This is a genomic window from Pseudanabaena sp. PCC 7367 (genome assembly GCF_000317065.1).
GTDB classification, from domain to species: Bacteria; Cyanobacteriota; Cyanobacteriia; order Pseudanabaenales; family Pseudanabaenaceae; genus Thalassoporum; species Thalassoporum mexicanum.
This window is the reverse complement of sequence record NC_019690.1, coordinates 221,522-245,844: the sequence shown is the minus strand read 5'-3', so window position 1 is coordinate 245,844 and position 24,323 is coordinate 221,522. Positions and strand designations below refer to the sequence as shown.

30 protein-coding genes and 1 pseudogene are annotated in these 24,323 nt (G+C 45.5%); 16 read left to right on the top strand and 15 right to left on the bottom strand.

Annotation, left to right across the window (positions count from 1 at the left end; all coding sequences use genetic code 11):
• Positions 1–207: 207 nt before the first annotated feature.
• A complete protein-coding gene (locus PSE7367_RS21675) occupies positions 208–393 on the bottom strand; it encodes a hypothetical protein (RefSeq protein ID WP_015146260.1) in 186 nt (61 codons plus the stop codon).
• Positions 394–434: 41 nt separating this feature from the next.
• On the opposite strand from PSE7367_RS21675, the gene PSE7367_RS19400 reads away from it, so the two are divergent.
• Genes PSE7367_RS19400 through PSE7367_RS19385 form a run of 4 tightly spaced genes read left to right on the top strand, consistent with a single transcriptional unit; the run spans position 435 to position 2,184 of the window.
• On the top strand, positions 435–713 hold the full coding sequence (locus tag PSE7367_RS19400; RefSeq protein ID WP_015146259.1) for a type II toxin-antitoxin system RelE/ParE family toxin: 279 nt from the start codon (positions 435–437) through the stop codon (positions 711–713).
• Between the two features lie 12 nt (positions 714–725).
• Positions 726–1,028 (top strand): HigA family addiction module antitoxin, encoded by a 303-nt coding sequence (locus tag PSE7367_RS19395; RefSeq protein ID WP_015146258.1) that lies wholly within the window; start codon positions 726–728, stop codon positions 1,026–1,028.
• 26 nt (positions 1,029–1,054) lie between these two features.
• The gene (locus tag PSE7367_RS19390) at positions 1,055–1,888 is read left to right on the top strand and encodes a hypothetical protein (protein ID WP_015146257.1); all 834 of its coding nucleotides are present in this window, start codon (positions 1,055–1,057) and stop codon (positions 1,886–1,888) included.
• Positions 1,889–1,893: 5 nt separating this feature from the next.
• Positions 1,894–2,184 carry a hypothetical protein gene (locus tag PSE7367_RS19385; protein ID WP_015146256.1) on the top strand — a complete coding sequence of 97 codons (291 nt, stop codon included), beginning with the start codon at positions 1,894–1,896 and terminating at the stop codon, positions 2,182–2,184.
• Between the two features lie 132 nt (positions 2,185–2,316).
• On the opposite strand, the pseudogene PSE7367_RS19380 reads toward PSE7367_RS19385, so the two are convergent.
• Positions 2,317–2,919: pseudogene (locus PSE7367_RS19380) on the bottom strand (IS701 family transposase); the annotation flags it as partial.
• Between the two features lie 74 nt (positions 2,920–2,993).
• On the opposite strand from PSE7367_RS19380, the gene PSE7367_RS19375 reads away from it, so the two are divergent.
• From PSE7367_RS19375 to PSE7367_RS22280, 5 genes are all read left to right on the top strand, one after another.
• Positions 2,994–3,290 (top strand): DUF1330 domain-containing protein, encoded by a 297-nt coding sequence (locus PSE7367_RS19375; RefSeq protein WP_015146254.1) that lies wholly within the window; start codon positions 2,994–2,996, stop codon positions 3,288–3,290.
• 183 nt (positions 3,291–3,473) lie between these two features.
• The gene (locus tag PSE7367_RS19365; RefSeq protein WP_015146253.1) at positions 3,474–3,776 is read left to right on the top strand and encodes a hypothetical protein; all 303 of its coding nucleotides are present in this window, start codon (positions 3,474–3,476) and stop codon (positions 3,774–3,776) included.
• Positions 3,769–4,056: a type II toxin-antitoxin system RelE/ParE family toxin gene (locus PSE7367_RS21410; protein WP_015146252.1), complete on the top strand. Its 288-nt coding sequence runs from the start codon at positions 3,769–3,771 to the stop codon at positions 4,054–4,056. Before PSE7367_RS19365 ends, PSE7367_RS21410 begins: the two co-directional genes overlap by 8 nt.
• 424 nt (positions 4,057–4,480) lie before the next feature.
• Positions 4,481–5,086, top strand: coding sequence for a phycobiliprotein lyase (locus PSE7367_RS19360; RefSeq protein ID WP_015146251.1), 606 nt, complete (start codon positions 4,481–4,483; stop codon positions 5,084–5,086).
• A 376-nt stretch (positions 5,087–5,462) separates the two neighbouring features.
• Positions 5,463–5,636: a hypothetical protein gene (locus tag PSE7367_RS22280; RefSeq protein ID WP_015146250.1), complete on the top strand. Its 174-nt coding sequence runs from the start codon at positions 5,463–5,465 to the stop codon at positions 5,634–5,636.
• Between the two features lie 31 nt (positions 5,637–5,667).
• On the opposite strand, the gene PSE7367_RS23040 is transcribed toward PSE7367_RS22280, so the two are convergent.
• Both PSE7367_RS23040 and PSE7367_RS19355 read right to left on the bottom strand, forming a co-directional pair.
• Entirely contained in the window at positions 5,668–5,799 is a 132-nt protein-coding gene (locus PSE7367_RS23040; protein ID WP_264314201.1) for a hypothetical protein, read from the bottom strand.
• A 133-nt stretch (positions 5,800–5,932) separates the two neighbouring features.
• A complete protein-coding gene (locus PSE7367_RS19355; RefSeq protein ID WP_015146248.1) occupies positions 5,933–6,163 on the bottom strand; it encodes a hypothetical protein in 231 nt (76 codons plus the stop codon).
• 218 nt (positions 6,164–6,381) lie between these two features.
• On the opposite strand from PSE7367_RS19355, the gene PSE7367_RS19350 reads away from it, so the two are divergent.
• The 6 genes from PSE7367_RS19350 to PSE7367_RS19325 all read left to right on the top strand — a co-directional run bounded on the left by PSE7367_RS19350 (position 6,382) and on the right by PSE7367_RS19325 (position 12,088).
• On the top strand, positions 6,382–6,702 hold the full coding sequence (locus tag PSE7367_RS19350; protein ID WP_015146247.1) for an immunity 53 family protein: 321 nt from the start codon (positions 6,382–6,384) through the stop codon (positions 6,700–6,702).
• A gap of 635 nt (positions 6,703–7,337) precedes the next feature.
• A complete protein-coding gene (locus PSE7367_RS20895) occupies positions 7,338–8,795 on the top strand; it encodes a hypothetical protein (protein ID WP_015146246.1) in 1,458 nt (485 codons plus the stop codon).
• 541 nt (positions 8,796–9,336) lie between these two features.
• Positions 9,337–9,738 (top strand): DUF2190 family protein, encoded by a 402-nt coding sequence (locus PSE7367_RS19340; protein WP_015146245.1) that lies wholly within the window; start codon positions 9,337–9,339, stop codon positions 9,736–9,738.
• A gap of 168 nt (positions 9,739–9,906) precedes the next feature.
• On the top strand, positions 9,907–10,854 hold the full coding sequence (locus PSE7367_RS19335; protein WP_015146244.1) for a hypothetical protein: 948 nt from the start codon (positions 9,907–9,909) through the stop codon (positions 10,852–10,854).
• A gap of 184 nt (positions 10,855–11,038) precedes the next feature.
• Positions 11,039–11,485: a gp436 family protein gene (locus tag PSE7367_RS19330; RefSeq protein ID WP_015146243.1), complete on the top strand. Its 447-nt coding sequence runs from the start codon at positions 11,039–11,041 to the stop codon at positions 11,483–11,485.
• A 156-nt stretch (positions 11,486–11,641) separates the two neighbouring features.
• Entirely contained in the window at positions 11,642–12,088 is a 447-nt protein-coding gene (locus PSE7367_RS19325; protein ID WP_015146242.1) for a Gp37 family protein, read from the top strand.
• A gap of 130 nt (positions 12,089–12,218) precedes the next feature.
• Here the strand turns inward: PSE7367_RS19325 and PSE7367_RS19320 are convergent, their stop codons facing one another.
• The 6 genes from PSE7367_RS19320 to PSE7367_RS19300 all read right to left on the bottom strand — a co-directional run bounded on the left by PSE7367_RS19320 (position 12,219) and on the right by PSE7367_RS19300 (position 17,024).
• Positions 12,219–12,914 carry a Uma2 family endonuclease gene (locus PSE7367_RS19320; protein ID WP_015146241.1) on the bottom strand — a complete coding sequence of 232 codons (696 nt, stop codon included), beginning with the start codon at positions 12,912–12,914 and terminating at the stop codon, positions 12,219–12,221.
• A gap of 366 nt (positions 12,915–13,280) precedes the next feature.
• Complete coding sequence (locus PSE7367_RS19315) at positions 13,281–13,847, bottom strand: hypothetical protein (protein WP_015146240.1); 567 nt, start codon at positions 13,845–13,847, stop codon at positions 13,281–13,283.
• Positions 13,832–14,077, bottom strand: coding sequence for a hypothetical protein (locus PSE7367_RS22275; protein ID WP_156800576.1), 246 nt, complete (start codon positions 14,075–14,077; stop codon positions 13,832–13,834). The genes PSE7367_RS19315 and PSE7367_RS22275 overlap by 16 nt, the downstream gene beginning before the upstream one ends.
• Before the next feature lie 53 nt (positions 14,078–14,130).
• Positions 14,131–14,448, bottom strand: a complete 318-nt coding sequence (locus tag PSE7367_RS19310) for a P-II family nitrogen regulator (protein WP_015146238.1) — start codon at positions 14,446–14,448, stop codon at positions 14,131–14,133.
• A gap of 142 nt (positions 14,449–14,590) precedes the next feature.
• Positions 14,591–15,598 carry a sodium-dependent bicarbonate transport family permease gene (locus tag PSE7367_RS19305; RefSeq protein ID WP_015146237.1) on the bottom strand — a complete coding sequence of 336 codons (1,008 nt, stop codon included), beginning with the start codon at positions 15,596–15,598 and terminating at the stop codon, positions 14,591–14,593.
• Between the two features lie 1,234 nt (positions 15,599–16,832).
• On the bottom strand, positions 16,833–17,024 hold the full coding sequence (locus PSE7367_RS19300) for a hypothetical protein (RefSeq protein ID WP_015146236.1): 192 nt from the start codon (positions 17,022–17,024) through the stop codon (positions 16,833–16,835).
• Between the two features lie 341 nt (positions 17,025–17,365).
• On the opposite strand from PSE7367_RS19300, the gene PSE7367_RS19295 reads away from it, so the two are divergent.
• Entirely contained in the window at positions 17,366–17,887 is a 522-nt protein-coding gene (locus PSE7367_RS19295) for a P-loop NTPase family protein (RefSeq protein ID WP_041700287.1), read from the top strand.
• A 22-nt stretch (positions 17,888–17,909) separates the two neighbouring features.
• Here PSE7367_RS19295 and PSE7367_RS19290 read toward each other — a convergent pair whose 3' ends face one another.
• The 5 genes from PSE7367_RS19290 to PSE7367_RS20890 all read right to left on the bottom strand — a co-directional run bounded on the left by PSE7367_RS19290 (position 17,910) and on the right by PSE7367_RS20890 (position 23,858).
• Positions 17,910–18,200, bottom strand: coding sequence for a type II toxin-antitoxin system RelE/ParE family toxin (locus tag PSE7367_RS19290; protein WP_015146234.1), 291 nt, complete (start codon positions 18,198–18,200; stop codon positions 17,910–17,912).
• A 9-nt stretch (positions 18,201–18,209) separates the two neighbouring features.
• Positions 18,210–18,524 (bottom strand): hypothetical protein, encoded by a 315-nt coding sequence (locus PSE7367_RS19285; protein ID WP_015146233.1) that lies wholly within the window; start codon positions 18,522–18,524, stop codon positions 18,210–18,212.
• 13 nt (positions 18,525–18,537) lie between these two features.
• Positions 18,538–19,830 carry a tetratricopeptide repeat protein gene (locus tag PSE7367_RS19280; protein WP_015146232.1) on the bottom strand — a complete coding sequence of 431 codons (1,293 nt, stop codon included), beginning with the start codon at positions 19,828–19,830 and terminating at the stop codon, positions 18,538–18,540.
• Positions 19,831–19,969: 139 nt separating this feature from the next.
• On the bottom strand, positions 19,970–20,302 hold the full coding sequence (locus PSE7367_RS19275; RefSeq protein WP_015146231.1) for a nucleotidyltransferase domain-containing protein: 333 nt from the start codon (positions 20,300–20,302) through the stop codon (positions 19,970–19,972).
• A 7-nt stretch (positions 20,303–20,309) separates the two neighbouring features.
• Complete coding sequence (locus tag PSE7367_RS20890; RefSeq protein ID WP_015146230.1) at positions 20,310–23,858, bottom strand: two-partner secretion domain-containing protein; 3,549 nt, start codon at positions 23,856–23,858, stop codon at positions 20,310–20,312.
• Positions 23,859–24,323 lie beyond the last annotated feature (465 nt).

The following is a 24,323-nucleotide window of genomic DNA, read 5'->3' as shown; positions in this document are numbered from 1 at the left end:
AAAAATCCTACATGTGCCCATATTTTAGCACAGGTGATCCAGGATTATGTATTGTTTATCTTTAGTTAAGTTTTTGTTGCTAAAGATTGAGTGCTTGCTTAGCTAAATCCGCTAATTAATAGGTCTAAGGCGAATTAATTCGGTTTTTATGCGGTGATTCTAGCCGTACTGAAACCGAGCTAGGGTTGCTTATGCCTGAATTCGCGGCTACAGGCACACAAAATCGTATTTAACTTCCAAGTTGTTTACATTGTCCTGATCATCGACATAGTTCGTCCAGCGAATTTTCCAGATTGAATTACAATACCTGCCGCATAATTGATAGTAGGCATTCATTTTGTCGTTGTAATCACTATCAACCTTAAACCCTTGAGCAGTAAGCGTTTGCACCATTTGTTTGTTGTAACACGTAATGTTACATGTTACAGTAGATTATGATCCACAACATTAAACATCGTGGCTTAAAACGGCTATATGCCAAGGGCGATCGGCGGGGTTTGCGCCCCGATATTGCTGATAAAGCTGAGGTCTATTTATCAATCCTTGATACTGCTGAAAGTGTTGATGAGTTGAATATAATAGGTTTCAAACTGCATCCTCTGGTTGGTGATAAACGCGGTTTTTACAGTGTTTTTGTATCCAGAAATCATCGGATTATTTTTCGGTTTGAGGAAGGCATGGCCTATGATGTGGATCTAGTGGATTATCACTAGGGGGTAATAATTATGGCAATGAAATCACCAGCCCATCCAGGCAAAATTATTAAACATGCGATCGAATCCACTGGCCTGAACATTGGCGAGGCTGCAACTAAGCTGGGGGTGACGCGGCAAACTCTTTCCAGAGTCATTAATGGCCGAACTTCGCTGTCACCGGAAATGGCGATCCGGGTGTCCAAAGCGTTTGGCACTACACCGGAACATTGGTTAAGAATGCAACTTGCCTATGACATTGCCCAGATGCATGAAGCGATCGATCGGATTCAAGTGGAGCGATTCCCCGAACCCCAGTCGATCGCTATATACTGAGACTAATCGCAACAGGTGGATTTGTTATGAGTATTTTGGGGCTGGATCAGCAAAATCAAGCAGCAGCTAATATCAATCCAATTACTGCTGAGAATATCCAGGACTACCAAGCTCATTTGGATCGATGTCTGGAGCAAAGCCAACTTGATACAGCTACGCAATTGAGATTAAAGCAGGATTGGCATGATCCCTGGCAAAGGTTTTTAATTACCTCTAAATCTGACAAGAAGGCTCCATTATTGGCCACTTACAAAGGGGTCGCTTCTCTCCGCCAGGACATCAAAAAATACCTGGAAGGAAACAATAGCTTGCTTGGCGAAGGATTTAAACGATGGGCATCTGAGCTATATCAAAAACTAGAAGTGCCACAGCAATTTATTTTATCTCTGCACTGGATATCTGAAGAAGAGCGTAAAACCAGGAGTAACGCCGAAACGATCATCGGTGAACAGCGTGAAGGATTTGATTATATCGCCAATAACGTTGATGCCATCCTGGACTGGTTTATCCGAGATGAGGCGAGCGAGAAAATCATCAATAGCTTTCTCAATGAAATATGTCAGGCAATGCTGGCTAATGCTTGGAGCGATCGGCTTAATTCTAAAGGCAAACATCAGAAGGCCAGGATCGAACCATTGCTCAAAGACATTCGCAAGAGTGCCAAAGCCATTCTGTGGGATTTATACGAAATTAGAGAAAGCAACAAATTCCAAGCCTGGTTAGACACTCTGCAACCCCTCGATCATCCCCCTGAGCCTGAAATAGAGGCAATGTTAGAAGAGGCGATCGCAGATGCCGCAGCTGGTAAAGGTGAATATTTAGGTTCCTTTGCCAAATATGCTGACCTGGAAGAGGAATAGGGGTTGTGCAGTATCGTCTAATCATCCAGCCAAAAGCCAAGAAAACTATCAAAGAGCTAGAGCGCACTAACCCTAAAAAACTAAAGAGAGTCAACAAGACCCTCGGCCAGATGGAGGCTGGATTAGAAGCACCAGGGTTGAATCCGCATCCATATAAAGGCTGGAAAACTGACGATGGTTATCAGGTATTTGAAGTTTATGTCGAAAATAAAACCCCAGGTGCATATCGCATTTTCTGGTTCTATGGCTCAGGCAGAAAAGAAATTACGATCTTAGAGATCACGCCTCACCCCTGAGCGGATTGGGATAAAGCTCTGAAAAAGGATTAGGCATTGCGTCATACCCCTAGTTTGTCATATTGGGTGTAGGAAGAAGCGATGTGGATTGCCAGGAATCCAGCCGGTAAAAGCGTTGGTGAATTGAAAAAGCTCCTTGAATCTAGTGCTTTCGCCATATAGGCTATCTGCCAGTACCAACTTAAACTTGAATCCCATCCCCTGAAGCGTTTTGATTATCTCTATGGCCAGGGTTGGTTTGCTTTTATGTTCATCTCCTTGCTGCAAACGTCTCTCTGGCTTGAATACCTTAAACATCAGTGGCAAGGTCTGATCACCAATGATGCCGTAGGCATTCACTGACACGATCCCCTTTTCTACCTTGCCCAAATTACCGATATATTGACGCGACACATAGTCGGTCTTTTTTCCTTTCTTGCGATCTCCTGTTTCGTCGATCACCAGCACAAATTCTTGACCTGATAAGTAATGACGGATTATCGCCAATCTTTGGTCTCTGACCGCTTCTATATCCCACGGTGAGTTGCTCAAAAAATGGTGTAACCGTTGGGCATCTTTCAATCCTACTGCTCGGGCGATCGCTGACAGGGTCTTACGTTTGATTGGCGAAATCATTCCCACATGCAAGTATTTAAATGCTTCGTAGCCGCTTACGTCATGAAATAGATGTTCATAGGCACTGCAGTAGTTATCTACAAATGCTACTGTTTCCTTTGACTCTCTTGGGATCGTCATCTTTAGATTACGTTTACTAACTCCCTATATCCTAATGTGACAAACTAGGGGCAAACTAGCCAGGAATAAAAAATATGACGGCCACGATGATCGCGTTTACGACCCTGAATCCAGAGGAATCAGAAGCTTTGCAAGCTTATGTGGAAGGAACTACACCCCTAATGGAGGCAGCAGGGGGTAAGTTTGTGAGTCGGTATAGTCATCAAGAAGCGGTGATCGGCACGGCGGGGGTGCAGTTCGTGACGATCGTTGAATATCCTTCGGCTACGGCGATCAAGGAATTGTTTGCCAGTGAAGCCTATCAAAACTTGCAGCCATTTAAGGATAAAGCCTTCACCGAATATAATATTTGTATTTATGAAGCAGTTTAACCTGGGCGTTGCACTTTAGCGAGATGATTTAGAAATTGAGCTTTCGCCTCGCTTATGCCTAAATCCTTGGCTAGTCTCTTTTGGGTTGGCTTGCTAAGTTTCAGGAAACTCACTGTAGAATAAAGGCAAGCCCTCGCATTATTAAATTTACAGCCGTGCCGATCGCCAGAGGAGAATAAGGTCATGCAAACCGATGCTAATAATACCGATCCTAATCTTGACAAGAACGCAGATGGTGATGCGATCGCTAGTGCTGACCATGAACCTAAGCTGACCTTCAATGACATCCTGGAGCAGGTTGAAGCGCTGGTGGAAGAGCTCGATGCCGAATCGCAAGAGATGATCTTTGACCTGGTCAAAAAGCGCCGCAATCTAAAACGACGCGAGGAGATCGCCCGTACTATTGCCCAGGCTGAAGAAAATTATCGACAGGGCAAAGTATTTCGTGGCACCGTAGAAGAAATAATGGCGGAATTGAATCGATGATAAACTTGTCGTTGATCCGGCTTTTCAGCGGGCATTTAAATCTCTGGTTCGTAAAAATCCTCAACTCGATAAAAAAGTAGATAAATGCCTAAACCGATTAAGAGTTGCTCCATTTTCCCCATCGCTTGGAACCCATAAGCTGAAGGGTAATCTAGCTGGTTCCTGGTCTTGTTCGGTAGATTATGCCTATCGAATTATTTTTAAGTTTAAGAAGAATCCTGACTCATCAGAAGATGAAATCTTGCTCATTGATATTGGTAAGCATGACCAAGTTTACTAACTGATTGATAATTCTAATTCTAATTCTAATTCTAATTTAGTTAATTTAGTTAATTTAGTTAATTTAGATACTAATCCCCCTTGAGAAAAATGATTTTATCTTGGTGGATTTGTCAAGCAAGGCATAAATACTTATTGCCATGCCCACAAAGCCAAGCGGTGGTGCGATCGATCTGCTGACAGATTGATTATAGGTTGGAGTAAGACATGTAAAACCAAGCTATAGAGGCATTTTGCTAGGATGGGCTTAGATTGGCTAAAGGCGATCGCCCTTCTATCTATGGCCTTAGCTGGATGTATTTAGCTATGTTTTGCTTTACAAAATGTAATAATAGGCATTGACTAACACATTAATCATTTACGAATATAAACTAAACTCCAGCGGTTTAGGGAATATTCAATCTAATCAAGAGGTTTAATTGGACATGCAAACAGCCAGCCAAGAGTTTGATTCTCAGGTGTCTGGGGCGAATGTGGAAGCTCTAGAGACTCTCGAAGCAATGGCGCAAGCGTTCTTTTCAGAATCGGCGGGGAAGTGGCGATCGCAACGGCGCTATTACACACTCACCTCAGGCGCATCAGGCGCATCAGGCACATCAGGGCAAACCCAGGAAGTGGAAAGCTTCTTGACCGTTAAGTATTTAGAACCAGATAGCGTGGAATTGGCAGGCTTGGCGCAAAAGCATCAATTGGCAGCAGATTTTCAGTTTAGCTGCGGTGCACTGGTGACCTGGGAAAGCCATTATTTGAATGTGGCGGCCAAGAAAAAGCCTAACCTGGGTTCTACCATATTTGGGATCAAGGGTAATTTGATGTACCGCGATCGGGGCTTTTCCACCAGCAGACCCGTGACCGCAGAATTCAGTATGCGTGATGCTAATTCTTTATGTTTGAAGACTGCCTACAATGGTTGCTCATTCGAAGAAGAAATCAGACTAGTGGGCGATCTCTATCGCACCCGCCAGACGATCATTTGCCGTGCTGGTGAAGAACAGATGATTGGTCAATATTTAGAAAAACGAATTGCATGAGGTGGTTTTTAATACCTTTAATGCTTGAACTGAATCAATGAAATAACCTGACTGGATTTATCTAACGATAGAGCAAAATGCTTAGCCTTAGTCTTTTTTGGGGTTTCCCGTAAATCTCCAGGTGATGCAGCACACTTACTCATCGTGATCCAGGTCAGACTATGTCTTTGGGAATATCACCGCTGGCAGGATAGTCCCATCACCTGGTTTGTCTATGCCTAAAGTTATATTAGATTCAGTTGAGAGCGAGCTTAATGCTCAATCAACCAAATGCCTCTCAACGCATTGCAAAACGCTTTGTAAAAAGAAGCATAAAACGCAGAGTTTTAGCATTGCAGAGTTTCAAATTTCAGAGTTTTAAGCCAGACCAAAAACCATGTATACCATTGAACCAAAGAACCAAGCAGTCAAATCGGAAGTTAGCAATCCAACCAGCCCAGAACTCAGAGCTGAAAATAGCTTTAAGTATATGCCTACCGCTCGCTCTAGAGTATATCTCCGGTGGACTAAGGTGGATGATCGGCTTGGTTCCGATTGGCTTGCTGAATAGCCTGAGAAGGCATTGAAAGGATTTTTACTTTTTACAACTTATCAAAATCAAAATCAAAATCAAAATCAAAATCAAAGCCTAATAGGGCTAGAGTTGGCTCTCCCCCCAGGATTGCCCCTAGCCCCATCTGGCGATCGTTCAGAATCAAATGAATCCGCTTCAATTCTGCCTGCTCTTATCCATATATAAATATAAAATATGGATCTTTTCTCTACATAGAAAAGCCTTTCAATTAGTTGCACTGCTTGGCGCTGAGTAGTTTCAAGCACCCGATCGAGCATCGTTCCAAAGCCTAATTAACTATTTTCATCCTTCTCAGTCGAGTAATTAAGTTCTAGGGATTCTCTGATTAGTTCCAAGAAAGAGATTTCTATATAGCTGAGTGACTCATCGGCCACGATTTTATGGCTGATGCGCGCAAACTCTTCTAAAACTAGATTGGAAGAAACACCAATACTCTTGATTTTATTAGCTGTATCCTCAATATGTTTGACTTGCTCCATAGTTAACGGTTTTTGCTCCGACATAACAAGTTATTTGCAACTGATATAACTTTACATAAACTTATTTTGAGCGTCTGTGAGGGTTTGTGGGTAATCAAGGCACTTTTGCTGGTGGGTTTGTGGGGGATAAATTCAGCGATCGCCCCCGTTTTTAGGTTTATTATTGTTTTTAAATAGAAAAAATCCTATAAACGATGTAAAATTACAACAAACTACAATATATGTTCTAAAAGGGAGGATATATGTCAAACTCGGCGATCGCCAAATTGCAAGATTGGTATCGACAGCAATGTGATGAAGAATGGGAGCATTATTACGGCATCAATATTTCCAGTTGTGATAACCCTGGCTGGTGGGTCAAAATTGATTTGGCCTGCACCTCGTTGTCTGGCTGCAAATTTCCAGAGGTCAAAGTTGGGATCGATGAAGATGGCCACCCCCATGCGGCGGAGTGGTTGCGTTGCTATGTATTTAATAATAAATGGCAGGGCACTGGTGATCCTAGCAAGCTAGAGGAGATTATTGATACTTTTCTGGCCTGGAATGGGAACTGTCGTAATTGATTTTGCTGATGTGCTTAAGGCTGGTTTTAAATTATTTGCATTGCTGTAATGACGGGGATTAGATCGATTCTTTGGGTTATCTGTTTTTTTGGGGATTCTGGTAATTGTTTTGTTCCCTGCGATGTTTTGGTTTCCTTTCTTTACTCAATTTCTTGAAGTCAATTTAGCTAGCTAATTCGCCAATGGTGCACATAGTACCTCTTCTCAGATCAGAAATTAGTTAGTTTAAATATAATTATTTGGTTTGATGTTTGCTGCGATCGGCTATTGCTGCTAATCCGCTACAATCAAAAACGTAGAGCTTGTTCTCGATTGCGCAAAGAGAATAAAACTAATTGCAGTGCAACTGAATCCCACCAGTGGCGCTGTTTTTGTTTTTGCTATAATCAAATCGTCTACGGTGGGAAATGAATTATGCTTTGTTCTGGTTAGAAATATTGGACGAAAAGTAATCGCAGACTAATCAAAAATTATTATTCTTTGCAATTAAGCTTTATAGTCAAGCTTTACAATCAAGCTCTATCGCTAATCTCTACAGTTATGCTTGCCCGTGAATTTATCCTTTGGTTAGTTAATCAGTTAGCAAGCAACTAAACAGATATCCCAAGAAATATACTTCAGGAATAGGTTTTCCGATGTTGGAAATATTAAAAGCAGGCACTCATTTAGATAGTGCTGGGGAGGAGTTCTCCTTCTCGATTCAGGATTTAAATCAAATTGCGGCGGGCTATAACTTGCAAAAGTATCGTGCGCCGGTGTTAATCGGTCATGCTGAAAATCAACCCGCCCTGGCGATCGTGGCGCGATTGACCGTGGTCGGCGATTCGTTGTTTGCCTTTTTAATGAATGAAAGTGCAGAACTGCAAACCATTCTCAATCAGGGGCAATTTGCTGGTGTAAGTGTGGCGCTGTACCCGCCCGGTGAGCCTTCTAGTCCCTATGATCTCGATAAATGGGGCTTGCGGCATGTGGCGTTGGTGCAGGTTCCGGCGATCAAAGGTATGGCGTTGCCTCAAAGAAAAGCTCAATTCAGCTCTGGCGATCGCGCTGTATATATTAACTTCGCGGAATCAAAGCAAACCAGTTCAGTAACCTCTGGAGAGGATAACGAACCGCAATCCGCAACACAATCATCTGAGCAATCAGAGCAATCAGAGCAATCAGAGCAATCAGAGCAATCATCTGATTCAAATAAAGCGCTCGAAATCCCCGCCGAGTTACCCGCCCAGATGGCATTGATGTTAACTGGAATGCGGCGGTTTATGGTCGATTGGACTTCTGAGGCCGAGAGCGATCGCTATTTGCCCGTTAATTTAATCAAGGCGATCGAGCAGAGTTTGATCACCAAGCTGCAACCGTTGGCGGAAATGGCTAACTCTCTGACTAAGGCTACTAATACTACTGATAATAGTGCTAATAATAAAGAAGCCAATCACCAGGCTGATACCACTGAAAAAGCTCAAGGAGCAAATCTAGAGCAGTCAAAAAATAAAGTAACTGAGAATGCTCAAACAGCGGTAGAGTCACAATCGGCTAGCTCCAGTGATCCTGCGTCCGTTCAGGATAACCAAAAAACTGAAACCATCAGCGAGCCAGAAGCGACACCGGAATTACAAGCAGTAACCGATCGGCTCAACCAGCTCAAGCAGCAAGAAGAAGAACTTCTGCAACGCCAGCAGGAACTAGCCCAGCGGGAACAACAGGTTAAAAAAGCTGAGTTGAATGAGTTTCTAGAAGGCTTGATTAATGAGGGTAAGTTGCTGCCCAGTGAAAAGGAAACTTTACTAGCTTTGATGTTGGCTTTGCCCACTGAAGCAGAGCAATCGGAAACGGTGCAATTTAGTGAGGCTGATCCCGATTCCCACAGTAAAGCGAAAGCAAACCCCTCAGCGATCGCCACCTTCAAACAAACCCTGCGCGATCGACCTCGGATTATCACCTTTGGCGAGGTTGCTGGTCGCACCAATAAATTTACCCCCACCAATGAAACAGAATCGATTCAAGCCCAAGCTCAGGCTTATATCAATGAACAAAAGGCACTGGGCAAAGAACCCTCGATCGCGGAAGCGGTGGCGAAAGTTTTGGCTAGTTAGCACTATTACCTTTGTAAATCTGAAAAGGTTTGAACTCGGAAAAGCCTATCTATCAAATGATTTAGCAAATTCAGTCTATGCTTTTCAACCTGTTAAATGCTCAGCTTACTAAAAGTTTAACTGGTTAAAAGTTTAGCTGTTCAACTAATTGAAATTTTAAAATGTTGAATTGCTGAATTAGTGAACTGTTGCATTGATGACTGGTTGAATTGTTAGCTGATTGGCTTTCTAACCCACTGAAATGTTAAAGCACTGAAATGTTAAAGCACTGAAAGGCTAGCTGGTCTGATTGCCAGGTTTCCAGATTTATCGATTGTTAGCTAGCTAAGTCGTTGAGTGGTTAAACTTTTAGATTTTTGCATGGTTGAACTGTTCGACTGCTGGACTGCCAAATTGTCAAATTACCAAGTTGTCAAATTGTTGAATTGCTTAAATGCTGAATTGTTAAACATCTACATTGCTAACCGCTTAATCTGCTGAATTTTGATCTACTTGATCTCGTTTAAACCTCTACCAATTAAAGCTTTAAGGAGCAATAACTATGTCTGTTTCCAATCACATCCTCACCACCACCTACACCGCCGCTGGCACGATCGACCAGTACCGGATCGTTAAATTTGGCTCTAGTGACAACACCGTTATTGAAGCCATTGCCGCCACCGATCGCCTGGTGGGTGTGGCCTATATCCCCGGTGTGAGCGGCACTCAAAAAGTCAGTGGCGATCGCCTGGAAGTGGTGCTTAGTGGCGTGGCCGAACTCAAAGCTGGCGGCACGATTACCCGTGGTGACCTGGTGACCAGCGATGCCAATGGTCAAGCCGTGGTGGCTGCCCCAGGCGCGGGCGTGAATAACCAGGCGATCGGTAAAGCCCTGGTCAGTGCCCTCAGTGGTGATGTGTTCCCGGTGTTGCTTGCCCCGCAACAAATTCAAGGTGCTGCTTAAAAGCTAGTTTTAACTCTAGCCAACCCTAATCAATCGCCCTGGTTTAAATAAACCCACTGGATTGAGATGACTAAATTTTATTCACTTATTCCCAGATTCACTTATTCCCAGATTCCCAGATTCCCAGATTCTCAACTAACAAGTAATTATTAAGGAGCAATCCCAACTATGGCTGGTGAAGCAAGTTTTGAAGTTCGCCCCGACCTGACCGCGATCGCCGTGATGCATCGCAATGAAGAATATATCGCCGATAGCGTCGCCCCCAGAGCCCTGGTCGGTAGCCAACTGTATGAATACACCGAATTCACGATCGAAGATTCTTATAACATGCCCAACGATGCGGTGGGGCGTACCGCCAAGCCAAATGTCTATGAGTTTTCGAGCCAGCTAAAAACTGGCCAATGCCGTGATTATGCCCTCGATACACCAATCCCCAATCGGGATATTGAGAATGCCCGCAACATTCCCAATTTCAATCCGATGGGTGTGGCCACTGAGCAATTGATGGATTTGATCGCCCTCAATCGAGAAAAGCGCCTGGCCGACGTGGTGTTCAATGCCAATACCTATGCCACCGATCAAAAGGTGCAGCTTGCCAGTAACGATCAGTTCTCTGATTTTACTAACTCTGATCCGATCGGCGTGATTACCGATGGCCTCTCCAAGATGTTGCGCCGCGCCAATGTGATGGTGTTGGGTCGTGAGGTGGCCGACAAGCTCCAACTCCACCCCCAGATCATCCAGGCCGTCTATGGTAAATCCACTGCCACCAGCAGCATTGTGCCCCTGGAAGCGATCGCTGCCCTGTTTGGGCTCAAGGAAGTAAAAGTGGGCGATGCCTGGTATAACACCGCCAAGAAAGGCCAAACCGCCAGCTTTAGCCGCATTTGGGGTAAGCATGTGTCGCTGTTCTATCGCGGTACTGCCACCCCGAATATGATCGCGCCTGGGGTCACGTTCATGCTCACTGCCCAATTTGGCGATCGCTTTGCTGGCGTGATTCCCGACCATTACATGGGTGCGCGTGGTGGCCAGATGGTGCGGGCTGGCGAAAGCGTGGATGAGAAGGTGATTAGCAATCTGGCTGGTTACTTCATTGAAGACGCGGTTGCCTAAGCTCTCTAGTGCTTAGCTCGATCTAATCTGCTAACTATCTCTAACTCTATCTGTTACTAATTCCCAGTGGGATTGACGAGCCAGCCTAATGATTCGTTTTTCCCATTGGGATTTTCTTTTCTTATGTAACTAAATTCTAAATTCTAGTTCGCTAAATATTCCCTTCCTTAGTTCTTCAGAATCTATGACCTACGCCACCGAACAGAACTTGATTGATGCCTTTGGCCAAACCGAGCTGATCGCCCTGACCAACCTGGCCGATCCCACCGCCAGCACGATCAACACCAGCGTTCTCAGCCAGAACCAGAATAAAGCCTTTGGGCTAATTAATGGCGCGATCGCCAAATGCCCTGGGATTGCCGTGCAAATGCCGTTTAGCTCCCCCTATCCAGAATTACTGGTCGGTTTGGAGCTGGATATTACTCGCTATTTTCTCGACTCGATCAGTGCCCGCGAAGATGTGCGGCAGCGGTATGAAGATGCCCTGGCTCAGCTCGAAAAGATTGGTGCTTGCGAATTGTCCCTGGGCTTGAATAGCAGTGATGAAGTGGTCAACACCAGCGATCGCCCCGCCTATGGTGCTTACAAACAAGTCTTCACCCCCACCACTCTCTGCGATTATGTTGATTAATTCACCGATTAATTCTTACCATCATTCTTTTTGATATTCATGACTGAATCCATCTAGCACTTAAAACCCTTGAATATAGCTGCATAGCGCCCCATTAGTATCAATTTAGTATCAATTTAGTATCAATCCCGATTAGCTCTCAATAAACGAAAGATTATGTATGACCTCAGTGCGATCGAAACCGATCTGCTCACCCGCCTCAGCACGGTGCAAACCACCTATAACCTCAGCCTGGGCACTTTAACAAAAGAGCAACTAAACCAGCCAATCCAGCGATCGCAATTATTAGTCAGCTATCGCCGCACCGAATTTGAATCGCCCCAGAGCTTAAATCAATATCAACTTGCCACCCTCAGCTTTGAAATTATTACCCGCTTCAAAGACCTGCGCAGCCATGCCCAAGCCTACCCGATTCTGGCCGCAGTGCGCGATCGGCTCTGGAACTATGCCCCCGCCAGCTTAAACAGTCTGGATCTGGTAGAGGGAATGCGGCAAGTGGATGAACGGTTTTTGAGCGATCGTAATGATCGTAAGTTACTGGATCATGGGATCTGGAGCTATAGCCAGATGTTTGCACTCAAGCTGGTTTGTACTGGTTTGTAAAGAGCCTTCATGATTCGTCGATGGTGTTTTTATCCTTTTCTGCTGTGATAATCTCTTCGGGGTCAAAAACCACAAATTCACTCTCATCGGCTTCTATACCCTGGCTTAGTTTTGCCACTAATTAATCCGACTACTGAGTCTGAGTTAGTTGGAGTTGGCCTACAAAATCCTGATGTACCGATGTTGCTAGCCCTTGTTGCAATACCTCCAGCACCTTCGCAAAGTTGCCACTCAGTAAAGCCTCTTTGGCCAACCACAGCCCAGGGAACACCTCGGATTGAACAATTCCTGCCTCATCTGCTGGCATCTGTTTATATGCCTCGTTTTGCAACCGGAACCAATCAAATTCCTTTTCATACACCCGCCAGACTAAATATTCCTGCACCCGATTGTGGCGATAAATTTCTAGCTTGTTATGCAGATCGATCGAAGCACTGCTAGCCGCCACTTCGACGATTAATTCTGGCGCTCCTTCCACATAGCCATCGGTGCTAATGCTGGCCTGTCCGTCAGTGATAATCATCAGCAAACCATCAGGCTGCAACTCGTTATCATGATCCAATCGCACCGTTGCATTATCACCGGCGATCAATCCTGGTGTAGCGATTTGATATGTGCCCAGCCAGGTCATGATGATGGTATGCGGATAACCATGGCGATCAATTCTCAGAGGTGAGGCCATATAAACTATTCCGGCAACTAGCTCGGCTTTTTTGATGTGAGGCATAGCACTATAGCGACGTTCGAACTCATTGCGAGAGAGCCGATCACCATTTTCTAGAGGCAGCGTTTGAATTGACTGTTTGCTCAGGTCAGGAGCAGCCATAATTCACCTTGTAGCTCTTGCATTCTTAACTTAAGTTATCTAGTTATATCTTACGATCATAGTTAATTTAGTCAGAGTAGCTTGTAAGTTTAAAAATCAAGGCAAAGAGAAACAGTGGCAGCTATAGGTAACAACGAATGTAGATGTGGCTGGATGTTTTGCGTAAGAATAATTGGCTCTATGTGTATTCAAATCGGAAAGATCATAAATCAACTCATTTAGGTTAAACGATCGCCACTGTGGGACTGCTTTGACTGGATTAAATTTCCCGTTGCTCATGAACAGCCACCCGCAAATATCTTGGCTAATAATGGCTTAAATATACTAATATTTTGCGTTACTATATTAGCAAGATAACCAAATTACCTAAGAACTAACCGGATTAGCCTCCAGCTCCAGCACACATACCGCATAGCCCTGTTCCAGTTGCGCGATCGCCACCTCATCACCCCTTCCAGTCAGCTTGGCCGCCAACAGCAACACTTCCACCTCATCTTCTTCAATCTTAAACAGGCTGTAATACTTACCCCCATCAGCGATCGCCGGGATTGTCTCATATAGATCCGGCACCCGAATATCAATTAACTGGCACTCTTGCTCCAGTGAGAAATACTTAAACGCGGCTGGAGCCAATTGGGTTTTGGCCTGTTGAAGCTGGCTTTGCTCTGGCCTCATGTCGATCGCCTGGGGTTCCAGCACCCAAATGCCATATCCCTGAGTGGCGGTGGCCAAATTAGTGATCGCCAGTTGATTATGCCGCGAACTCAGTCGCCCAATTAGTTTCAAGACCTCAGTGGCAGTACGCACAAACTTGAAATAGCCATAAAAACAATCCGCCACCGCGATCGCCGGGATTGGCTTTGCTTCGTCGGGCAATTGAATATGACAGGAAAAGTAGCGATTGCGCTCAGTCAGAATCAAACAGGATGACATATAACAATCAATGGGAGGATGAAGGGATCAAATAGCATCACCCGATCGATTAATTTAACCCAGTTACAGGGATCGAATCGGGCAAGCCGTCTTATTTTTGTAGCACGATCTAGCAATAAAGCGATCGCCCCCTGACTATTGATGCCGATCGTCATAGGTAGCATCCTGACTATATCTGGATTACACCGCTCAAATTCACTCAAGCCTACGATCGCTCGAAATACGGTCACCAAAAAACCGGGGCATAACCCCAGCTTTTGGGTTTGATCGACTGGCTTTTGAGTTAAAACTCGTGCGCGTGCAGTACCTCCATCACATCACAGAGATAGGCGATACCCGAATAATCTTCGAAAAACTGCGCCGCGACCGCATCCGAAATCTTCACTGCCATTTCCCGATTGGGGGTGAGCACCTCGAACTTTACATTCGAGTAGGTGTCAGAAACAGTGGGTCGTCCCGACGATCGCACATTGCGACTGCCTTTACCACCAGCATCCACCACCGTATAACCAGTGGCTCCGGCATCGTCGATGATCCTGGCGACTTTTTTTATCAGTAACTTTTCCGTGATGATGACGAGCTTGCTTGCTTGCTGGGACATGTTGGTTACCTCCCGACGTATATATTTATTAAACTACATAGAAACTTAGGAAAACGGCAACACCGTTCTCGATCGCGCCGACTTAGCCGCCGCGTTGGTTGCCGGGTCAAGAAAACACCGGCAGACCACGACCCATCTGGGATCAGCCGCCCATCAACGACTGGGCAAGCCCCATGTAGAGCGGTATTCCCAAGGCAAGTGCAATTGGCGTACCGACCGCTGTGGACGAGCCCACGTAAGCGGAGGGATTGGCCGCCGGGATCCCAGCTCGCAAAGTGGGCGGCCCTGAGATATCTGAACTGGAGGCGGCGATCACAGCAAGAATCACAACGCCGCCATAGCTGAATCCCGTGGTGTAGTGGGCAATCACGCCGAAACCGAAGGCAATAAACCCATGCAACAACGGTGCCACCAAGGCATATAGGGCGTACCACTGGGCTACCTTGCGCAGCTCGCTGATTCTGGCCCAGGCCTCCATACCCATTACCAGCATCAAGATCGAAAGCAGACCACGGAAGAGGGGATTGTAGAAGCTCTCATAGACGCTTTCCGGCTTGGTTATCAGGCCTAGAGCGATGCCGAGCAGCAGTGCCGATAGGGCAGCTCCCTGGAGACTGTCCTTTACGATCGGCCATATCCTGACCCGCTTGCCTGCGGTACCGCTCTGCTTACTGGCATAAATGCTAGCCAAGACGATCGCCGTCACGAGCGCTGGGATGTCCATGAAAGGATAGAGGGCGGCGGCCCAGGCTTCGTATTGAATACCTTCCGTTTCCATTAGGGTCAGAGCGGCAGCGAGGGTAGAGCCACTCACCGCACCGAACAAGCCGGCGGTCGCAATGCCATCCAAGGGTTTGACGTTCGGCAGCTTGGCCAATGTGTAGCGCCCAATGAACACAATAATGATTCCCACTACCACAGCAAACGCAGCGGGCAACAGCATCTCCGTCAGATTGGCGTTGCGGATTGCAATACCGCCGCTCAGGCCAACTTTTATGAGCAGCATGAAAACGATGAACTTATAAATTGCATCTGGAATTTGCAGTCGGCTATTGAAGGCGGCAATAAACATACCACCAATCAGAAAGCCGAGGGTCGGGGACTGCAACTTCGCCACGAAGCGTATAAAGAAATCGGACAAAAAATCCACTTAGTAATTCCTCCTTAATCAGAACTTAGGGCTCAAGACGGCAGGCAAGCATAGCTAGCTTCTAATCCTGGGTGGGTTGCTCCACGCATCCGGTGAACAGTAAGTCAATCCGCCACTCTATTACATCTGCATCGCGGTGCGTCGTGTGCTGGAAGATCAGGTTTCGTTCCAGCGATCGCAGCGTCGCAAATGCTGAACCGTCGCTAATTAGTTTTTTTAAAATAGATTTAACATTGATTTAACTTTATCCCATTAGCTGCACAAGAGCTGACTAAAACCCCAGAATTTGAAACAGATTATCCTATCTTAATGATAACCTATGCTTATAGCTTAGAGCCTATAACTTAAGTTTAAGCTATATTAAAATCTGATCAATAGTCAATCTATCCCAAGGGGGGGATGAACTGGCAAGCTCAGCATGAAAGCCTTTTATAGAGATGGCTTCAGGAGTTGGCGAAAGGTTTATTAAATGCTTAGTATTGCTCCTTCAGCTCAGGATTTCTACTCAGGCTCGAATCAAGCTGGTTACGATCGGATTAGAGTCTCGGATTAGAGTCAATTAAGTATCCAAGTAGTGATTAGAGTGTATTTATAGTGTATTTATCCAAATATGCAAGCCTAATCCAAGTCGGTTTATATTGCTCACTATTTGCTAACAGTACTAGCAGTCTAATCACCGCAGCAAAAAAGGTTAGCGATCGGGATTAGTAAATTTATTTTTCTGGCTAAAAGCTACCTATAGCAAGAGTTTTAGCTCGATCGCAAAAAAGTTTTAAATTTTTTTTGAAACAGTGGGAACCTTGGCTTAAGCCGATCGTCATATATAGCCAACGGGGAACAGTGACCTCGCTGGTGAGTCTGAGGGGCTCGCCAGTTTTTGTCTTTAGCCATAATTAAATATCTGCTCAAGCCTATATCCGCATAATTTGGGTGAGGATGCCTTAGATTGGTTGATTGGTGATTAGCATACTTTGCCGATCGGCCAGGTGTTATGTTCTAGGGGCATTAAAAATCACCTCTTCGATATCCTGGTCGGATCAAGAAGAAGTGACGATCGTTAACTAATATCTGGTCTAGGCTTCAAAAAACCTAGGGGAATATTGTTGCTCTAATTGCTGAAAAGGCGGAAAAGGTTTACCCAATAACCTGCACAAAAAATATGGCTAACCAAGTTGTGGGCTAGCTTAGTGCCAGAGCATTAGGGTATCTCGGTTACTAGATTTAGGATTGAGATTTAAGCAAATCTTTGCCACCAGAGATATTTGGTTCTGGCTGGTTGAACTTTAGTTTTTGCTGCACCAGAAGCTTCAATGCGATCGGTGGGTTCTGCATCATGCCGATTGATTCTCAGCGTTTTAAGAATACTTTGATCGCTTTCGGTAAGCTCATTGCGATCGACTAGTAGGTTTGCATCTAGAGTTGCCATGTCTTGTTCCCTGTCTTAACTGGATCTTAATAGCTCAGTATTATTCAGTTTTACTTGACCGATTGATTCCGTCCCCAATCAATCAAGGGTAAGCCTAGCAGTAACAAGCAAGTATGCGCTAAATTGCTTAGACAGACCCATATCTATATATATATCAGAAAAAAAGCACTCATAGAGTGGATTGATACAACTTCATAAAAGTATTTATTTAAGGCTAGTTGTGGCGAAAGCTCAGAGCGATCGTGGGCACAGCAGGTTTGGTCGGCCTGGGCGGAGCATCATCAGTTAATTGCTTCGCTAGTAAATTAGCTATGATTGATGATTTAACAGCAAAAAAAACCATGCAAAAAGTAGCCGTATTTGGCAATGCCGGAGCAGGTAAATCAACCCTGAGCCAGCAGATCGCCACGATTACTAACCTACCGCTGCATATTCTGGATAGGGTGCAATATCAACCAGGCGGCGTGGCAGTTTCCAGCCAAGAATATAAGCAAGCCCATGCGGAAATTTTAGCCAGTGAGCAATGGGTGATCGATGGGTTTGGTTCGATCGATACGCTCTGGCTCCGGCTCGATCGGGCTGATACTTTGGTTTATCTGGATCTACCCCTGCCGCTGCATTTCTGGCGGGTCACCAAACGAATGATCACAGGCTTCTTTGTGCCGCCTTCCGGCTGGCCGGAACATAGCCCTATTCTCAAAAGTTCGCTGAACAGTTATCGCAATCTGTGGTTATGCCATAGGAAGTTAACGCCGAAGTATCGAGATTATGTGGCGCAAGCGGCCAAGACCAGGCGGGTTTATCATCTGCGATCGCCTGCTCAGGTTGAAAAGTTTTTAGAGTCGATCGCTCATGCCTTGTAGAGATAGCGATCGTGATTTCAATTTAATACGATCGCTCCTCGCGGCCATGATAAACAGCATCAATAACAACCGCATTATTGGTCACTGTGTAATGAATCACATAGCCATACTTCCCAAAAGAAACTGGCCATTTTCGCAAACTGGATTTTTCTTCAAGGACGGCTCCCAGATAAGGCATACTAGCAAGTCGTTTAGCAGCCTTACTAATTGCTTTAATTGCTTTTCGTGCAGCACTGGGCTCATGCGCTGCTAAATAATAGTAGTGTCGATCAAGGTCAGCTTTAGCTGGAAATGACCAAATCAGCTTAGCCATAAGATTACTCTAATTGGGGAGATTGCTGATCCAAGCTTCAATCTCAGCATTGGCAATCCCGCCATTTTTTTCATAGTCTGCATGTGCTTCTAGGCTGCGTTGGATTTTTTGTTCTTCAGTCAGAATAGGAAACTCTTGAATAAATTTCTGGGATTCCATCATTGTGTCAACAGCAGCGATCGCTTCCTGTTCTTCCCATAAAGCTTGCTCCAGTGCCGTTAGATCAGCATCAGAAATATCTAGCCAACGTTTTAAAGCCGCCTTTACCTGGTCACCGGGTAAGGCATCAAGTTGTTGCTGAATCTTTTGATTGAGAGTAGCCATAGCAAAGTCCAAATTATTGCACTATTATACTGGTTAAATTCTCAACGATCGCCTCAACCACATCCTGCCAATGCCTTGGTTGCGATTGCCGAAACAGCCGCATCGTTGGATACCAGGGCGTGTCAGAGCGATCCAGCAGCCAGCGCCAATCCGGGGAATGGGAAAGCATCACCCATACCGACTTACCCAACGCCCCCGCCAGATGCACCACCGAGGTATCCACGCCGATCACCAGGTCTAAATGATCGATCGCTGCCGCCGTATCCATATAATCGTGAATATGGGGGCTTAAATCGTTGATTTGCACAGCATCAGGTAACTGGTTTAACTCGGTTTCCTGGGGGCCTTTCTGCAGGCTATAGAAATTTAAATTCGCTAGTTCCAGAATCGGCAGCAGATCACGCAAGGTACAAGAACGATTGCGATCGTCGGTGTGGGTAGGGCTCCCCGCCCAGACAATGCCAACTTTGGGATTAGAATTAGACTTACTAAAAAGTGCTGCCATCTTTTCCTTTCTATCTGGTTCGATGTCTAAATAGGGAACCTGATTGGGAATTGTGTTTAGCGTCGTTCTTAACAAATGGGGCAAGCTCATTAACGGCGCAAAGGTGGAAAACTCAGACAGAGGAATCGCCCCCGCCGTATAGATCTGCGCAATCCCGGCGATCGGCTTGAACAAGGCCACCAGATGATCGGGGCAACAAAGAATTACCTGCTTGCATCTGGGGATTAACAGGGGCATATAGCGAATAAATTGAATCGCATCGCCTGCGCCCTGCTCCGTATGCACCAGAATACTTTGCTGGCTAATGTCTTCGCCTTGCCACTGAGGTTGAGGGCAATTCAGGGGTGTAAAGCGATCGGTTTGCCAGCGCCATTCCGATTCAGCGAATCCCGCAATCAGTCTACCCATTTGCAGCAGGGTCATCCCCAAATTAAAATGCGCGTCGGGGAATTGATACTTAATGGCGATCGCGGTTTGGAACTGTAGCACCGCCTCGATTAATTGATTCTGCCGCCGGGCAATGATGCCCAGATAGTTATAGGCATGGGCATGATCGGGCTTGATGGCGATTACCTGGCCTAAATATTTTGTTGCCTCTGGCCATTGTTCTAGTTCCGTGCAAACTACGCCGATGTTATATAGCGCATTGAGCCAATCGGGTTTGAGCTGGAGGCATTGGCGATAATATTGCTTGGCTTCGGTTTTTTTGTTTTTATAGTAAGCCTGGTTACCTAAATTAAAGTAGGTCTCAATCTGATTGGCACGATTAGCTGGGATGGAAGTAGGATTTTGATTAGTCATTGCTGCTGCACCAACACAATATGAATCATCAAATGAGTTCTAAATTAAGCAGTATTAAAGTAGCATTCGGATCTGCCAACCTGGTATAGCCCTGGGGCAAAGGGTTATATTGATTTTCCTAAGCATCAGGCAGCTTAGGTTAAATAGTCATGCCCTCTCGCTTGATATTCCGTAAGAGGGCAGTATTTTGCTCCAGATATTCCTGAGCAGAGACAAAAATATTGCAAATCAAGATGTTGTTTTTCAGACCCAACTGAGAGATAAAATCACCAGTACGCTTAATTTCTGTCCAGGAGTCAACCTCATCTTTCAGGACTACTAAAATATCAATATCTGAGTCTTGCTCTGCATCTCCCCTAGCTTGAGAACCAAATAGAATCAAACGATCCAATCGATCCAATCGATCGGCATAGAGGTTTTCCGTGTAGTGGCGGAGCTTTGTTAAGATTGGGGTTAGCTGTTGGTACGTCATATCGAAGTTATTGCTTAGTAGTACAATCGCGCTTAGGCAAAATCCGATTACTCTGGCTTTCATAATTCGTCGCATCTGCCACTAAGATCACCTGGCCATTTGGATCCAAGCGCCAGCCCTGCACTTCGTTTATTTTGGTGATTTCGCTGGGTGGGTTAGTGCTAGGGGTTGGATTAGTGGCCTTACTTACTGAACTTACTGAACTTACTGATTGGGATGGATCAGGTAAATGCGATTGATTATTGGTTGTACTGCTTGCCGTACTAAAGGGCGATCGCCAATCGATCACACTGGGCTCGGCTCTGACGATTTCTCGTGGTGTGGCTGGTAAGCCGCCGCGACCCGTAACCACAAAGGTATTACCGCGATCGGCATCACAACCCACCGCCACCAGGTTACTAAAATCCACCACTTTAGTTTCCAATTCCACCAGGCCACTACTGGGGTCAATGTCGGGACTATTCACTTCCACCACTCCATCTACCCCCAGGCGAGAACTAGAGCTAATCTCACTATTAGTTGAGGTGAACAAGCCAGCAGTAACAATATCAATATTGCCGCCCATCCCCAGGAAGGCATTGGCGCTGATGTTGCTTTGTTCTAAGGCCACCAGCACTGGTGTGGAAATATTAATATTGCCGCCATTCCCACTGCTAGTTAGATCTAATCCAGCGGTGGTAGAGATATTACTGGCATTGCGCAGAATCAGCCGATCGCCAACTTGCAAATTAACGTTTCCGCCTTGACCGGAAATACTATTCCCAGTAATGTCGCTGTTATCCAGTGAAATAATATCGCTTTGAATTAGCAAATTACCGGCCTGGCCGATGTTATCAGCATTGACAGCGATTACCCCCTGATTGCTTAAAGTTAGCTGGGGCGTAATAACCACCAGGCTACCGCCATTGCCCGTGGAAGTAGCGGTGGCGGCCGATGAAATCGAAGAAGGAATGACTTCAAAGCCTGGAATCGGACTACCACTCAACAGGGTATCGGTGATTTCGATCGCTTCACTAGCCTGCACAATCACATTCCCGGCATTCCCCGAACCCAGCGTAATTGAGGTGATTAACCCGGCCTGACTGAGCTTGATCACCGGACTGGTAATTGAAGCATCCCCGCCCTGCCCATCACCGATCGCCGAGATCGCTACTACTAAACCACCATCCACATTGAGCAACTGATTGGCATTAATTGTTAAATTGCCAGCGGTGCTACTAGCAAACACGCCCGTGACCACCAGGCCGCCATCACGCACAGTCAATTGATTGGCTTGAATATCAATATCGCCCGACCTGCCAGCGGAATTAGTAAGGGTCAAAATTCCATTCACTTCAGCTATGTTCTGACTGCCTGGTGTAATAAAAATAAAGGGCACAAATACATTATTAAAGACGTTTAAAAAATCAACATCTGCCACCGTTACATTACCTGTGGCATTAATCCGAATATTGCCACCATCGCCAGTACCGATCGAGGAAGCATTGATAAACGCGGCAAACATATCGATATCACCGGTGGTAATTTCAATATTCCCGCCCGATTCTTGATCAGTAAGAGCCAGAATGCCACCCCGATTGGTAAGCAATATATGATCGCTGTTGATGCGCACTGTGCCAGGATGGCCAGAGCCATTACTAACCACACTGACCAAACCACCATTGGTGGCCTGCAACAATTTTGTATTAACCGTGACATTCCCAGAATTGCCCGTGGGCACTGGCGGCAGATTAAAGGCATTTTGCAAGCCTTCGGACACGATCGCCGAAGCGGATGCAATCAGACCCGGTTCGCCTGGTTGAGTGGGATCGCCACTTAGAATCACCGCTTCACTGACATTAATTTCCACACTACCAGCATTGCCGGTGGCAGTGGTAGATGAATCTATGCGGCCACCCTGTTCAATCACTAAGTTTTTGGCAGTAACAGTCACATTCCCCGCATTGCCACTATTAAAGGTTGTCGCCGCGATCGAGCTGGGGGTGGTGGTGAAGGGTTCGGCTCCAGCTAGAGAGATCAAGTCAGTGGCAACTACGGTCAAATCGCCACCCTGGCCGCGATCAAAGGTAGCACTAGAAAGCACTCCCGCATCTCTACTGATTAAGTTTTGGGTATTTACGCGAATATCCCCTGCCCTGCCGTCTGAGAGCGTAGTAGAACTAACTGTGCTAAACACAAGTGGATTAATTGGTGAGAAGCCAATGATCCGGAAATCATTATTGACATTCAGTTCAATATCGCCGCTTCTGCCACTACTAAAGGTACGCGATACCAGCCTAGCGCCTTCGAGTACGTGTAAATCAGCGGCATTGATGGCGATCGCTCCCGATGCGCCTGGAGTCAAGGTGGTATTGGTGATACTGCTTTGAATTGTGGTATCAGTCGTTGTGCCACTGAGAGCGACTGTACCGTTAGCATTCACGCGGATATCACTGCCTGGCATCAAGCCTTGGTTTTGAATTGCCACCACCGAGCCATCAGTAATATTTAAATTATGAGCCTGAATATAAATGCCACTGGTCAGGCTGCCGCTGCCATCCACGGCGGCACGATCGCGCAGATTAATATCACTAAACTTGAGATCGCGGCGATTGGCACTTGATTCATAATTAAATTCCCAACCCTGGGCGATCGGCGTAAACAGAACTCTACCCGCTGACAAACTACCCAGCTCAATATGCGCACCCTCGGCCGCAAGCAAGCCACCATTGACATTAATACCATTACCAATCAGGGCTAAATTCTGTCCTGGCTGTACTTGCAAACCATCTTCTAGCATTCCTACTCCCAGCACTGGCGCAAAGATGGGGCTTTCCCTCGTGAAGTTGTGGCCATTCCCCTGCACTTCGATCGCACCATTTACACCATCATTCCCATTAAACTGCAAACCCACGGGTGCAGTCATGGTCAAGAGGGGCACTAATTCTGCATCCTGAGCGGCAAAAAGATTCCCATCGGCGAACTCGATCGCATCGGCGCTGGTGGCCACAAACGAACCACCTAGATCTAAGCGGGCGTTTTCACCAAACAAAATCCCATTGGGATTGAGCAAAAATAAATTCGCATTGCCATTGGCACGAATCAGGCCATCAATCTCGGAAACATTATTGCCAGTGACACGGGTGAGGATATTGGCGATCGCTGCGTCATTTTGAAAATGCGCCGTTTGGCCAGAGTTAAGCGAGAACTCACTGAAACTATGGAACAGATTCGCCCCATTTATTGCCCCACCAGTGATATTCAGGGTATTGCCATCGGGCTGCACGATGCTGTTTTGAGGCAAAGAGCGATCGGGCACAATCTGGATTTCTTGAGCCAAGGCAACAGTATCTAGATCTAGATCTAGATATTTTGATTCAAAGCCAATCAACGCCGCGCCATAGTTTAGATAACTAAAACCAACATAAATACCTAAGCCAATTCCAGTTGTGGTGAGGGCTAGACTGAGACAATTTAGTGAACGCAATCGTGATTTAAACTGCGACTTTGAAAACTGTGCTGAGGACAGTGATGATAATCGCTGGCGTTCAATTTTGTTAGTCTGGCGATCGGCCATAATTTAAATTCCTAGCCCCCTTGTTGTTCCCTCAAATTAACATATAAGAGCATTATCAAGGCATAGCCAAGTGGTCAAGCTGAATTCAAAATAAGCACATCTTTACTTCATATTAAAAGGTAGATCTAAATACATGTAGATAGATCTTAAATATATAAAGTATATAAAGTTACATATAGATTAAAGTAAATACTCATTGCCAAATTAATATAGTTTAGTTAATAGTCGATCGCCGTAACCATCTCTGAGCAGAGGCTAGTTCAACTGAATTTGTCAATTCAGTGATTAGTTTTTGTAATATTTCTTCGTCTTGCTTCATCTAAAGTTAACATCCGCAGCAAAGATTTACTTGGTAAGATAGTTAGGGAAAGGTCTTATTACAACAAATCAATTATTTTAATTGTAGTTTTATATAAACATAAATAGATAGCTAATATTTAATCTAAATCGATCGTGACTAGTTGC

Bases quoted from the DNA above. Each gene is read 5' to 3' on its own strand.
- PSE7367_RS21675 (WP_015146260.1), bottom strand. From the start codon at position 393: ATGGTGCAAACGCTTACTGCTCAAGGGTTTAAGGTTGATAGTGATTAC.
- PSE7367_RS19400 (WP_015146259.1), top strand. From the start codon at position 435: ATGATCCACAACATTAAACATCGTGGCTTAAAACGGCTATATGCCAAG.
- PSE7367_RS19395 (WP_015146258.1), top strand. From the start codon at position 726: ATGGCAATGAAATCACCAGCCCATCCAGGCAAAATTATTAAACATGCG.
- PSE7367_RS19390 (WP_015146257.1), top strand. From the start codon at position 1,055: ATGAGTATTTTGGGGCTGGATCAGCAAAATCAAGCAGCAGCTAATATC.
- PSE7367_RS19375 (WP_015146254.1), top strand. From the start codon at position 2,994: ATGACGGCCACGATGATCGCGTTTACGACCCTGAATCCAGAGGAATCA.
- PSE7367_RS19365 (WP_015146253.1), top strand. From the start codon at position 3,474: ATGCAAACCGATGCTAATAATACCGATCCTAATCTTGACAAGAACGCA.
- PSE7367_RS19360 (WP_015146251.1), top strand. From the start codon at position 4,481: ATGCAAACAGCCAGCCAAGAGTTTGATTCTCAGGTGTCTGGGGCGAAT.
- PSE7367_RS22280 (WP_015146250.1), top strand. From the start codon at position 5,463: ATGTATACCATTGAACCAAAGAACCAAGCAGTCAAATCGGAAGTTAGC.
- PSE7367_RS19355 (WP_015146248.1), bottom strand. From the start codon at position 6,163: ATGTCGGAGCAAAAACCGTTAACTATGGAGCAAGTCAAACATATTGAG.
- PSE7367_RS19350 (WP_015146247.1), top strand. From the start codon at position 6,382: ATGTCAAACTCGGCGATCGCCAAATTGCAAGATTGGTATCGACAGCAA.
- PSE7367_RS20895 (WP_015146246.1), top strand. From the start codon at position 7,338: ATGTTGGAAATATTAAAAGCAGGCACTCATTTAGATAGTGCTGGGGAG.
- PSE7367_RS19340 (WP_015146245.1), top strand. From the start codon at position 9,337: ATGTCTGTTTCCAATCACATCCTCACCACCACCTACACCGCCGCTGGC.
- PSE7367_RS19335 (WP_015146244.1), top strand. From the start codon at position 9,907: ATGGCTGGTGAAGCAAGTTTTGAAGTTCGCCCCGACCTGACCGCGATC.
- PSE7367_RS19330 (WP_015146243.1), top strand. From the start codon at position 11,039: ATGACCTACGCCACCGAACAGAACTTGATTGATGCCTTTGGCCAAACC.
- PSE7367_RS19325 (WP_015146242.1), top strand. From the start codon at position 11,642: ATGTATGACCTCAGTGCGATCGAAACCGATCTGCTCACCCGCCTCAGC.
- PSE7367_RS19320 (WP_015146241.1), bottom strand. From the start codon at position 12,914: ATGGCTGCTCCTGACCTGAGCAAACAGTCAATTCAAACGCTGCCTCTA.
- PSE7367_RS19315 (WP_015146240.1), bottom strand. From the start codon at position 13,847: ATGTCATCCTGTTTGATTCTGACTGAGCGCAATCGCTACTTTTCCTGT.
- PSE7367_RS19310 (WP_015146238.1), bottom strand. From the start codon at position 14,448: ATGTCCCAGCAAGCAAGCAAGCTCGTCATCATCACGGAAAAGTTACTG.
- PSE7367_RS19300 (WP_015146236.1), bottom strand. From the start codon at position 17,024: ATGGCAACTCTAGATGCAAACCTACTAGTCGATCGCAATGAGCTTACC.
- PSE7367_RS19295 (WP_041700287.1), top strand. From the start codon at position 17,366: ATGCAAAAAGTAGCCGTATTTGGCAATGCCGGAGCAGGTAAATCAACC.
- PSE7367_RS19290 (WP_015146234.1), bottom strand. From the start codon at position 18,200: ATGGCTAAGCTGATTTGGTCATTTCCAGCTAAAGCTGACCTTGATCGA.
- PSE7367_RS19285 (WP_015146233.1), bottom strand. From the start codon at position 18,524: ATGGCTACTCTCAATCAAAAGATTCAGCAACAACTTGATGCCTTACCC.
- PSE7367_RS19280 (WP_015146232.1), bottom strand. From the start codon at position 19,830: ATGACTAATCAAAATCCTACTTCCATCCCAGCTAATCGTGCCAATCAG.
- PSE7367_RS19275 (WP_015146231.1), bottom strand. From the start codon at position 20,302: ATGACGTACCAACAGCTAACCCCAATCTTAACAAAGCTCCGCCACTAC.
- PSE7367_RS20890 (WP_015146230.1), bottom strand. From the start codon at position 23,858: ATGGCCGATCGCCAGACTAACAAAATTGAACGCCAGCGATTATCATCA.